Raw genomic sequence first — 10,786 nt, forward strand, 5'->3', positions numbered from 1 at the left:
CGCTCTACCCCCCATCCAGTTCTTTCTTCACCGTCTTATACAACGTCTCGGCGCGCAGGTCGTGCAGGGTGAGGCAGGCGCATCCAAGATGCTCGGCCAGGCCGCGCGCCAGTCCCTGGTCGAAGGCGGCGTGCTCCATATTGATGACTACGCTTTTGATGTTCTCGTCCTTGATCAACTCGGCGGCGCGGTAGGCTTCAGTCTGCGGCGGCAGGTCGGTCATGGAGACGTTGCCGGCGCCGTCGGTCAGCAGAATCATCAGCGGCATCACGTCAGGGTGCAGGCGCTTCTCCTGGGCCAGAATCTTGAAGGCCATCGTCAACCCGGCGGAGAGCGGAGTCTTGCCGCCCACCGGGATGTCGGCCAGCGCCTTTTGGGCCAGCATCACCGAGTTGGTCGGCGGCAGGATGAGGCGGGACTGGTTCTTCTGGAAGACGATGAGGCCGACGCGGTCGCGGCGCTGGTAGGCGTCGGTGAGCAGGGACATGATGGCCCCTTTAGTGGCGCTCATGCGCTCGGCTACGGCCATGCTCCACGAGGCGTCTACGACAAACAGAATCAGGTTGGCGGCTTTGCGGACTCGAATCTTGCGATGGAAGTCTTCGGTCTTGACGGCGAAGGCTACGTCGTGCTCGGCGCGCTGTTCGCTTCGCTGAACCTGAAACGGGGCGGCGGCGCGGAGGGTGGCATCGAAGGCCAGGTCGTCGGTCTTGCCGTGCGTGGGCCGGGCCTGAATGTAACGGCCACGCTTGCGGTCGGTGCGCGTTCGGCTTCGCTTGCCGCCCTGGTTGCGGGTGAGTTTGTCGAGCGGGGTGTTGAGACTGCGCGGGCTGAACTCTTCGGTGGCTTTCACCTTTTGGCCGCCCTCCCACCAGTAAGCGTCACGGGTATCCGACGCTTGTTGGGGAGCGGCCTCGGCCTGCCCGAAGTCGGGCGTTTCTTCAGAAGACTCGTTCGCTACGCCCTGTTTTTTTTTACCTGCGACTTTTCTTCCGAGGGCGTGGGCTGGCTTTCGGCCCCGCCAAACTCAGAACGAATTTGCTCCATGCGCTCTTCGAGATCGTAGGCGGTCACTTCCGTCTTCTGGAAGGGGCCGTGCTTAATGCGGTGCGGCAGGGCCAGTTCGGCGGCCAGAATGATGTCTTCGTCGTTGATCGTCACCCGCCCGCCGAAGGCGGCATGGGCGCGGGCGGCGCGCAGAATCACCAGGTCGGCCCGGTGGCCGTCCACACCCATGGAAGTGGTGAGCGAAGCGATGGCTTCGAGATCGCGCTTGCCATACTTCACCTCTTCGACGATCTCGCGGGCCTGCTCGATCTCGTCGGCCAGTTCGTGTTCTTTTGGCTCCCACTCTTTGTGGAAAGCGTCAGGATCGGCTTCGTAATTCAGGTTGCGTTCCATGATCGCCACCCGGTCGGTTGAGGTGGTGAGGCCGTGAATGTCCACCGACAGGGCGAAACGGTCGAGCAGTTGCGGGCGCAGGTCGCCTTCTTCGGGGTTCATGGTTCCTACCAGGATGAAGCGGGCCGGGTGGGCGAACGAAATGCCTTCCCGCTCCACGACGTTGACCCCCATCGCCGCCGAGTCCAGCAAGACATCCACCACGTGATCGTCCAACAGATTCACTTCGTCCACGTAAAGCAGGCCGCGATTGGCAGCGGCTAGCACGCCGGCCTCAAAGTGGCGTTCGCCTTTTTGTATGGCCTTCTCGATGTCGAGCGTGCCGACCACGCGATCTTCGGTGGCGCTGACGGGCAGGTTGATGAACGAGGTGCGGCGGGTGGTGAGCGGAAGCTTGCCGTCTTTGGCGGCGCGCTCCTGGCACTCGGTGCACCAGGTGGAAGGCCGGTCGGGGTCACAGCCAAAGCGGCAGTCTTTGACCACGCGCACGTCAGGCAGAAGGGCGGCCAGGGCGTGGGCGGCGGTGGACTTGGCCGTGCCGCGTTCGCCGCGAATGAGCACCCCGCCGAGGCGCGGGTTGACCGCGTTCAAAATCAGGGCGCGCTTCATGCGTTCCTGCCCGACGATGGCCGTGAAGGGGAAAATAGGGGGCATATCAACTCCGAATGTTTTGTTGAGCGGTGAGGATTATACCGTAACCTAAGGAATTTTGATTTTCGCTTTGTTCATTGTCTCATTCTTCATTGTTCATTTATAATTCCCACCATGCCCCTCACTCTCCAAGAAGTCCAACATATCGCCGAACTGGCGAAACTTGAATTGACCGAAGCCGAGACTATTCACTTCCGCGAGCAACTGTCGGCAGTGCTGGATTACGCGGCGGCTTTGCAGAAGGTGGATACTTCGGCCATCCCGCCCACGGCCACGGTCCTGCCGCTCCGCACCGTCCTGCGCGACGACGTGGCCCGGCCCTCGCTCGACCGTGAAACCCTGCTGGCCAACGCCGCCGAGTCGGAAGCGGGGTGCTTCAAAGTGCCGGCTGTGCTTGAGTAAATAGTTATTGGTTATTGGTTATTGGTCATAACCAATAACCAATAACTATTTGCCGACAATCACTTGGAATTACACCATCTTTCCATCACCGCCGCCGCCGCCCAGCTTCGCGCTGGCGAGATCACCAGCGTCGAGTTGACCGAGGCCTTGTTGCGGCGCATTGAAGCTCTTAATCCAAAGCTCAACGCCTTTCTGGCCGTCACCGCCGGCCTGGCGCTTGAACAGGCGCGGGAGGCCGATTGGCGACTCAAAACAGAGGCGGCGAGGCCGCTGACCGGAATCCCGGTCGCCATCAAGGACGTGATCTGCGTCAAGGGCGTCCCGGCCACCGCCGGTTCAAAAATCCTCAGCGGCTACATCCCGCCCTACAACGCCACCGTCGTCGAAAAACTTCTGGCGGCAGGGGTCGTGATTTTGGGCAAGACCAACACCGACGAGTTTGCGATGGGATCGTCCACCGAGAACTCGGCTTACGGCCCGACTCGCAATCCGTGGGATGTGACTCGTGTGCCGGGCGGATCGTCCGGGGGAAGCGCCGCGGCGGTGGCCGCCGGACTCGCCCTCGGAGCGTTTGGAAGCGACACCGGCGGCAGTGTGCGCCAGCCCGGCGCGCTGTGCGGCGTGGTCGGCCTCAAGCCGTCGTATGGCCGCGTCTCGCGTTACGGGTTGATCGCCTTTGCCTCGTCGCTCGATCAAATCGGCGTCTTCGCCCACACCGCCGAAGACGCCGCGCTTCTGCTCAACGCCATCGCCGGCCATGACCCGCATGACGGAACCAGCATGCCCACGCCCGTGCCCGATTACACTGCCAAGCTCGGCGAGGGTTTGCGCGGCTTGCGCATTGGTTTGCCCAAAGAATATTTCATCGGCGGCGTGAACGCCGAAGTGAGCGCGGCGGTGAATGTTGCGGTGAAAGTGCTGGAGAGCCTCGGCGCTAAAACGCGCGCAGTCTCCTTGCCTCATACCGACCTGGCGCTCTCGACATATTACATCATCGCCCCGGCCGAGGCCTCGGCCAACCTGGCCCGCTTCGACGGCGTGCGTTACGGCCCGCGTGTGGACGCGCCGGCGATGTGGGACGAATATCGCAAGACGCGCGGCGCGGGCTTCGGGCCAGAAGTGAAGCGGCGCATCATGCTTGGCACGTACGCGCTCTCGACCGGCTACTACGACGCCTACTACCTGCAGGCGCAAAAAGTGCGTACGCTGATCAAGGGCGATTTCGACAAAGCTTTCGCCGACGTGGACGTGATCGCCTGCCCTACCTCGCCGGACACCGCTTTCAAAATTGGCGAGAAGGTGGACGACCCGCTGGCGATGTATCTCGAAGACGTGTTCACCCTGCCCGGAAGTTTGGCCGGAATCGCCGGCCTGTCCGTCAACTGCGGCTTCGACGCTTTTGGTTTGCCCATCGGCCTGCAACTGCTCGGCCCGGCCTTCAGCGAAGAGCGCATTTTGCGCGTGGCGCACCAGTATCAGCAAGCGACGGAGTGGCACAAACGAGAGCCGAAGTTATGAGCCGGGAATCTGATCCACAAGAATGGTTGCGCTTTGCCGAAATAGATCGCCGCGCGGCCAAACATTTGCTTGAGGCGGGCGAGTACGAGACATGCGCGTTTCACTGCCAGCAGGCAGTCGAAAAATTGCTTAAAGCTGTTATCGTGAAACAGACAGGGCAAAACCCGCCCCACATTCATGATTTGCTTACTTTACTCAGGAAAATAGACCTGGAGACGGACGAAGAATTCCAACGAACCTTCAATATCTTGGATGCTTATTACGTCGGCTCACGTTATCCACTTGATGTAGCAGATGCCGATACTTTCATTCGACCTTTGGCAGAGTCGGCCATTCGCAAAACAGATGAGATTTTCAAATGGTTTTCAGCTCGGATCAGCTTCGAAGACACTTAGAACAATATCTTGCCGCCGTTCGAGAGCAATATCAGGTCGAACGAGCGATTCTTTTCGGCTCGTATGCTAAAGGCACGCAACGCGAAGACAGCGACATTGATCTGATCATCGTCTCGCCGGATTTTCGTGGAGTGCCCAAGTTGGAGCGGCATCAACGGCTGGGCTGGATTGCCTGGAATGCCGACACCGACTATCTAGAGCCTCTCGGCTTCACGCCGGAAGAATACGCGAACGCCGGCCCGCTCGGCCTGCTTGGCGAAGTGAAAGACACAGGCGTCGTCGTCTACGAAGCCGAACCGACCGTCGCCGTTCACGAACCGTCACCGGCTTACACAGTTGAAAGGAAAACGCAGAGCATGAAAGTCGTCATCCCTCTCGCCGGCTTTGGCACCCGCCTCCGCCCCCACACCTTCACCAAGCCCAAACCGCTCATCAACGTAGCCGGGAAGCCGGTGCTGGGGCATGTGTTGGATATGTTCAACAACCTGCCGGTGGACGAATTCATCTTCATTACCGGCTATTTGGGCGATCAGATCGAGCAGTACGTCACCCAAAAATATCCGCACCTCAAAGCCAGGTACTTCGAGCAAAAGGAGTTGAACGGCCAGTCTACTGCCGTTTATCTGGCGAAGGATTACCTCGAAGGTCCGATGCTGATCGTGTTCGTAGATACCATTGTGGAAACTGACCTTTCGATGTTGAAGGACGAAAAGGCGGACGCCGTGGCCTGGGTGAAGCCGGTGGAAGACCCGCGCCGCTTCGGGGTGGCGCTGGTGGGGCCGGATGGCTACGTGACCCGGCTGATCGAAAAGCCGAGCGACATGACGAACAACCTGGTCGTCGTCGGCTTCTATTATCTGAAGGACTCGCAGGCCTTCATGCGAGCCATCGAAGAACAGCTGGCGCGCAACATCAAGACCAAGAATGAATACTTTTTGGCCGACGCTTTGCAGTTGATGCTGGATAAGGGCATGAAGATGCGTGTTCAGCCGGTGGAGGTCTGGGAGGACTGCGGCAAGCCGGAGACGGTTTTGCACACCAACCAGTATTTGCTCGACCACGGCCACGACAACAGCGCCGAGATCAAAATGGAAGGTAACATTATCATCCCGCCGGTCAATATTGATCCCAGCGCCAAACTTGCCCATTCCGTCGTCGGCCCCCACGTCACCATTGCCGCCAACTGCGTCGTTGAAGACTCCATCATCCGCGACTCGATCATTGATCGGGGCGCGACGATCCACAACGCTGTGCTCACCCAATCGCTCATCGGCCAGGATGCGCGTTTGAACGGCAAGTTCCGCACGTTCAATATTGGCGATTCGAGTGAAGTGGGATTCGAGTGAACAGTGGATAGTGAGCAGTGAACAGTTGCCTTGCCATCGCATACATTTCTGTTCACTGACGACTGATCACTGGCTTTATGGAACTCGTCGAGTGTCACTCCGGCTACGAATACGCCGAGCGGCCCGTTGCCTTGCAGTGGCAGGGCGAGCGGTTGGAGATTGAGGCCGTCGAGCAACAGTGGCGCATTCCGGGCGGCAAATGCTTTCGGGTGCGGACGACGGGCGGGCTGGTGTTTGAGTTGATGTATGGCGAACTGTATGATGAGTGGCGAATCAATCTCGTCAACGGATAAACCAAAGAAATATCCGTTCAATCCGTTTTATCCGTTGACCCTTTCTCTTTTCAAGGACGTCCTATGCGCAAATTCACTTCCCACCGAGTCGACTCTGTTCCCCCGTCCGGCATCCGCCGGTTTTTTGATATTGCGGCCACGATGAAGGACGTGATCTCGCTCGGCATCGGCGAGCCGGACTTTGTGACGCCGGAGCGAATCTTGAACGCCGGCACGGCTTCGCTCAACCGGGGCGAGACGCAGTACACGTCCAACTCTGGCATTTTGCAGTTGCGGCAGAGTCTTTCGGCCCACCTCGCCAAGCTTTACGGCGTGACTTACGACTCCGAAACCGAATTGCTGATCACCGTCGGCGTGTCCGAGGCGCTGTACCTGGCTCTCACCGCCGTGCTTGATCCGGGCGACGAGGTGATTGTGCCCCAGCCATGCTTTGTGGCGTACATGCCTGAAGTGGTTTTTGCGGGTGGCAAGCCGGTGACCATCGCCACTTCGGTGGAAAATGATTTTCAGGTGACGGCCAGTGAAATAGAGGCGGCCATCACCCCGCGCACTAAAGTTCTGCTGATCGGCTATCCCAACAACCCGACGGGCGCGGTGATAACGCGCGAGCGGCTGATCGAGATCGCCGCGCTGGCCGAGAAACATGATCTGCTCGTGATCTCGGATGAGATTTACGACCGGCTGGTGTATGGCTTCGAGCATGTCTGTTTTGCGGCCCTGCCCAACATGCGCGAGCGCACGGTGACGCTCGGCGGGTTCTCGAAGGACTATGCGATGACGGGCTGGCGCATCGGCTATAGCGCGGCCCCGCCAGAGATTACGGCGGCGATGCGCAAAGTGCATCAATACACGATCATGTCCGCGCCGACGACGGGGCAGGTGGCGGCGATGGAGGCCCTGGCGACGGGCGAAGAGTATGTGCAGAAAATGGTCGGGGAATATAACCGGCGGCGGCAACTGATCGTCGGCGGGTTGAACACGCTGGGGCTGGACTGTTTCGAGCCGCGCGGCGCGTTCTACGCCTTTCCTTCAGTCGCCCGCAGTGGCATGGACGAGAACGAGTTTGCCGAGCGGCTTCTGCAAGAGGAGCAAGTGGCGGTCGTGCCGGGGTCGGCGTTTGGCGAGAGCGGCAGAGGGTTTGTGCGAGTGTGCTACGCCACCGCTTATGAAAAAATCGAAGAGGCCCTTAATCGTCTGGAACGATTTATGAGACGGCACGGATAAAACACACCACGCCGAGAGGAAAGTCTACACTAGCCGCGTTGAGCGGAGGGTGACAGAATCAAAGCGCACTTTATCTCTTTACAGGAGGCCCGGACATGCCTGCTAATCATCTCAATGCGTTTGAAATGGCCCAGAATCAATTCGATGTGATTGCGGCCAAACTCAATATCGAATCGGAAGTTCGCGATGTGCTGCGCTTCCCGGAGCGTGAGTTCCGTTTTCAGATTCCGGTGCGAATGGACAACGGCAAGATCAGAGTGTTCTTCGGCTTTCGCGTCCAACACAACGACGCCCGCGGCCCTTCCAAAGGCGGCATCCGCTTTGCCGCCAACGAAACGCTCGACACGGTGCGGGCGCTGGCGATGTGGATGACTTGGAAGTGCGCCGTGGCCGACATTCCGCTCGGCGGCGGCAAGGGCGGCGTCATCGTCGATCCGTCCCTGCTTTCGGTCGGCGAGAAGGAGCGCCTGTGCCGGGGCTGGATCGATCAGGTGTGGCACGACATTGGCCCGCGGGTGGACGTGCCCGCGCCCGACGTCGGCACCACGCCGCAAATGATGGCCTGGATGATGGACGAATACTCCAAGCTGGCCGGGCACTACTCGCCGAGCGCCATCACCGGCAAGCCGCTCGGCGTGGGCGGCTCGCTGGGCCGCACCGAGGCCACCGGCTTCGGCGTGGTAGACACCATTCGCGAAGCGATGAAGCACCTGCGAATGAACCCGGAGAAATCGTCGGCGGCCATTCAGGGGTTTGGCAACGTGGCTCAGTATGCCGCCGTTGCCTTCAAGAAGACTCTCGGCGGCAAAGTGATGTGCGTCTCGTGCTACGATCATAACGACAAAAATTCTTACACCTTCAGCCGTCGCGACGGCATTGACCCCGAGTTTCTGCAAACCATCACCGACCAGTACGGCACGATTGACAAAGCGAAGGCCAAAGGCGCCGGTTACACGATTGAAGACGCCGACGCCTGGCTGACAAAAGACGTGGACGTGTTAATCCCGGCGGCGCTCGAAGGCCAGATCACCGGGGACAACGCCTCCAGCATCAGCCCTCAGGTGAAAATTGTGGCCGAGGGCGCCAACGGCCCCACCACCCCCGAAGCCGACGCCATTTTGCAACAGCGCAACATTTTCAACATCCCCGATTTTCTGTGCAACGCCGGCGGCGTCATCACCTCGTACTTTGAAGGCGTGCAGAACGACATGAACTATTACTGGGATCACGAGGCCGTCCTGCGCCGCCTCGATCAAAAGATCACCACAGCCTTTCACGGCATACTGGCCGTGGCTGTGAAGAAAGACATTTATATGCGCGACGCCGCTTATACCATTGCCATCGGTCGGGTGGTGGAGGCGATGGAATTGCGCGGCTGGATTTGAGAAATGACGACGGACGATGGACGTAGGACGAAAGCATCTGTCGTCTTTCGCCCGTAACAGCATGCCAGAAAAAGACTATTCTCACCGCGACGTGACCGACAAGCTGGGCCTCAAGCCCGGCTTCCTTGTTCGGGTGATAGGCAAAGGCCGTAACAAGGAGTTGCTGGCGCGCGTGGGCGAGAAGATCGGGCGGGCGGTGACACGGTCTGGCAAAACGCCCGCCGACGTGATTTTGTATTGGCCGAAGTCGGCAGGCGAAATCACGGGAACGCTGATCGAGTTGAAAACGGCCATCGTTTCAAATGGCGGCATCTGGGTGATCACGGCCAAGCGCGGCCTGCCCGGCTACATCAATCAGGACGGCATCATTCCTCTTGGTCTGGCCGCCGGTTTGGTGGATAATAAAATCTGCTCATTGTCCGAAGAAGAGAGCGCGATGAGGTTTGTGATACGAAAGGAAAACCGGAAATGAAGGAAACGAAGGAAATTTCCTTCGTTTCCTTGATTTCCTTTTGTTGGCGCCGGTACTTTTATGAACTTTGAACCTGTCATCGGCCTCGAAGTCCACGCCGAACTGCTCACCCAATCGAAGATGTTCTGCGGCTGTGCAGTGGTGGACTCGACGACTGCCGAACCGAACCGATACGTTTGCCCCGTTTGCACCGGCCAACCCGGCGCACTGCCGGTGGTCAACCGCCGCGCCGTCGAATTTGCCATTCGCGTCGGGCTGGCTCTGAACTGCACGGTCAACCGGGTCAACGTCTTCGCCCGCAAGAACTACTTTTATCCCGACTTGCCGAAGGGCTACCAGATTTCGCAGTACGAACTGCCGCTGGCGACCGAGGGCTGGATACTGATTGACACGCCCGAAGGCGCGAAGAAGATTCGGGTGCGGCGGGTGCATCTCGAAGAGGACACCGGCAAGCTCTATCACGCCGACGGCCACTCGCTGGTGGACTTCAACCGCAGTGGCGTGCCTTTGCTGGAAATTGTGAGCGAGCCGGATTTGCATTCGGTGGAAGACGTGAAGGCTTACGCTACCAAGCTTCGCGCGATTTTGCGCTACCTGGGCGTGAACAACGGCGACATGGAGAAGGGCGTGATCCGGTTTGAGGCCAACGTCTCGGTGCGCGAGGCTGGCACGGAGGCACTCAACACTCGCACCGAGATCAAGAACCTGAATTCATTCCGGGCGTTGGTGAACGGCTCGGCCTACGAGATCGCGCGGCAGAGCAAGGTGTACGAGGCAGGCGGCGCGGTGGATCAGGAGACGCTGGGCTGGAACGAGGCGACGGGCAAGACGGTTTCACAACGAAGCAAGGAGCAGGCCCACGATTATCGCTACTTCCCTGAGCCGGACATTCCGCCGCTGGAACTGGACATGAACTGGGTCGAGGAGATTCGAGCCGCCCTGCCCGAACTGCCGGACGCCAAACGCGAGCGCTTCCTGGCGCTGGGCCTCAACGCTTACGACGCGAGCGTGCTGGTGGCCGAGCAGGCCGTAGCCGACTACTTTGACGACGCCGTGAAGTTCGCCCAATCGCTCAAAGTGGAGCCGAAGGCGGTGGCCAACTGGATCATCTCGCAGTTGTTCGGGCTGTTGAATGAGGCTGGGCAGGAGATTGATCAGTGCCGGGTCACGCCAGAGAAGCTGGCCGGGTTGATCAGGCTGGTGGGCGAGGGCATGATTAATATCAACACCGGCAAGGCGGTGCTGGCCGAGATGTTCGTCACCGGCCAGAGCGCGGACGAGATTGTGAAGGCCAAAGGGCTGGCCCAGGTGAGCGACGAGGGCGCGATTGCCGCCGCCATTGACAAGGTGATCGCCGACAACCCCGATCAGGTGAAGGCTTACCTGGGCGGCAAGGAAACAGTAGCCAAGTGGTTCTTCGGCCAGGTCATGCGCGGCATGGGCGGGAAGAGCAACCCGGCGGTGGTGCAGAGGGTGTTGGAGGAGAGGTTGGAGGGGGTGAAGGGTAGATAGCAGATCAATATCGATACTTGAAGTGAACGCAGAATATAGTATATTTAACAGTAGCCGCAAAATTCCACCTACAAGGCGTTTCTTAAGGTTTATGGCGAATCGCCTCAGCCCATTGTTGTTCCAATTGCTTGAGACAACGCCGGGGGTGATGGCGAAACCGATACAACACTTGCAGCCGTCGTTGGGC

11 protein-coding genes are annotated in these 10,786 nt (G+C 59.4%); 9 read left to right on the plus strand and 2 right to left on the minus strand.

Translation table 11 applies throughout. The features are described from left to right. Nucleotides 1-4: 4 nt before the first annotated feature. Both HYZ49_15915 and HYZ49_15920 read right to left on the minus strand, forming a co-directional pair. Complete coding sequence (locus HYZ49_15915; protein ID MBI3243771.1) at nt 5-853, minus strand: VWA domain-containing protein; 849 nt, start codon at nt 851-853, stop codon at nt 5-7. Nucleotides 854-957: 104 nt separating this feature from the next. Beyond that, nucleotides 958-2,055, minus strand: coding sequence for an ATP-binding protein (locus HYZ49_15920; protein ID MBI3243772.1), 1,098 nt, complete (start codon nt 2,053-2,055; stop codon nt 958-960). A gap of 111 nt (nt 2,056-2,166) precedes the next feature. Here HYZ49_15920 and gatC point away from each other — a divergent pair, with 111 nt between their 5' ends. From gatC to gatB, 9 genes are all read left to right on the plus strand, one after another. Then, nucleotides 2,167-2,454, plus strand: coding sequence for an Asp-tRNA(Asn)/Glu-tRNA(Gln) amidotransferase subunit GatC (gatC, locus tag HYZ49_15925; protein MBI3243773.1), 288 nt, complete (start codon nt 2,167-2,169; stop codon nt 2,452-2,454). A gap of 63 nt (nt 2,455-2,517) precedes the next feature. Next, entirely contained in the window at nt 2,518-3,972 is a 1,455-nt protein-coding gene (gatA, locus tag HYZ49_15930; protein MBI3243774.1) for an Asp-tRNA(Asn)/Glu-tRNA(Gln) amidotransferase subunit GatA, read from the plus strand. Beyond that, nucleotides 3,969-4,367 (plus strand): HEPN domain-containing protein, encoded by a 399-nt coding sequence (locus tag HYZ49_15935; GenBank protein MBI3243775.1) that lies wholly within the window; start codon nt 3,969-3,971, stop codon nt 4,365-4,367. The genes gatA and HYZ49_15935 overlap by 4 nt, the downstream gene beginning before the upstream one ends. Continuing rightward, nucleotides 4,331-5,713, plus strand: coding sequence for a nucleotidyltransferase domain-containing protein (locus tag HYZ49_15940; GenBank protein ID MBI3243776.1), 1,383 nt, complete (start codon nt 4,331-4,333; stop codon nt 5,711-5,713). The genes HYZ49_15935 and HYZ49_15940 overlap by 37 nt, the downstream gene beginning before the upstream one ends. 77 nt (nt 5,714-5,790) lie before the next feature. Beyond that, complete coding sequence (locus HYZ49_15945; GenBank protein ID MBI3243777.1) at nt 5,791-6,006, plus strand: hypothetical protein; 216 nt, start codon at nt 5,791-5,793, stop codon at nt 6,004-6,006. 141 nt (nt 6,007-6,147) lie between these two features. Beyond that, nucleotides 6,148-7,230 carry an aminotransferase class I/II-fold pyridoxal phosphate-dependent enzyme gene (locus HYZ49_15950; GenBank protein ID MBI3243778.1) on the plus strand — a complete coding sequence of 361 codons (1,083 nt, stop codon included), beginning with the start codon at nt 6,148-6,150 and terminating at the stop codon, nt 7,228-7,230. A gap of 95 nt (nt 7,231-7,325) precedes the next feature. Further along, nucleotides 7,326-8,615: a Glu/Leu/Phe/Val dehydrogenase gene (locus HYZ49_15955; protein ID MBI3243779.1), complete on the plus strand. Its 1,290-nt coding sequence runs from the start codon at nt 7,326-7,328 to the stop codon at nt 8,613-8,615. 61 nt (nt 8,616-8,676) lie between these two features. After that, nucleotides 8,677-9,087 carry a DUF3052 family protein gene (locus HYZ49_15960; protein ID MBI3243780.1) on the plus strand — a complete coding sequence of 137 codons (411 nt, stop codon included), beginning with the start codon at nt 8,677-8,679 and terminating at the stop codon, nt 9,085-9,087. Between the two features lie 60 nt (nt 9,088-9,147). Then, nucleotides 9,148-10,599, plus strand: coding sequence for an Asp-tRNA(Asn)/Glu-tRNA(Gln) amidotransferase subunit GatB (gatB, locus tag HYZ49_15965; protein MBI3243781.1), 1,452 nt, complete (start codon nt 9,148-9,150; stop codon nt 10,597-10,599). The last annotated feature ends 187 nt before the right edge of the window (nt 10,600-10,786 follow it).

Source organism: Chloroflexota bacterium, from assembly GCA_016197225.1.
In the GTDB taxonomy this organism is placed as follows: Bacteria; Chloroflexota; Anaerolineae; order Anaerolineales; family VGOW01; genus VGOW01.

Bases quoted from the DNA above. Each gene is read 5' to 3' on its own strand.
- gatB (MBI3243781.1), top strand. From the start codon at position 9,148: ATGAACTTTGAACCTGTCATCGGCCTCGAAGTCCACGCCGAACTGCTC.
- HYZ49_15935 (MBI3243775.1), top strand. From the start codon at position 3,969: ATGAGCCGGGAATCTGATCCACAAGAATGGTTGCGCTTTGCCGAAATA.
- HYZ49_15960 (MBI3243780.1), top strand. From the start codon at position 8,677: ATGCCAGAAAAAGACTATTCTCACCGCGACGTGACCGACAAGCTGGGC.
- gatC (MBI3243773.1), top strand. From the start codon at position 2,167: ATGCCCCTCACTCTCCAAGAAGTCCAACATATCGCCGAACTGGCGAAA.
- HYZ49_15955 (MBI3243779.1), top strand. From the start codon at position 7,326: ATGCCTGCTAATCATCTCAATGCGTTTGAAATGGCCCAGAATCAATTC.
- HYZ49_15940 (MBI3243776.1), top strand. From the start codon at position 4,331: ATGGTTTTCAGCTCGGATCAGCTTCGAAGACACTTAGAACAATATCTT.
- HYZ49_15920 (MBI3243772.1), bottom strand. From the start codon at position 2,055: ATGCCCCCTATTTTCCCCTTCACGGCCATCGTCGGGCAGGAACGCATG.
- HYZ49_15945 (MBI3243777.1), top strand. From the start codon at position 5,791: ATGGAACTCGTCGAGTGTCACTCCGGCTACGAATACGCCGAGCGGCCC.
- HYZ49_15950 (MBI3243778.1), top strand. From the start codon at position 6,148: ATGAAGGACGTGATCTCGCTCGGCATCGGCGAGCCGGACTTTGTGACG.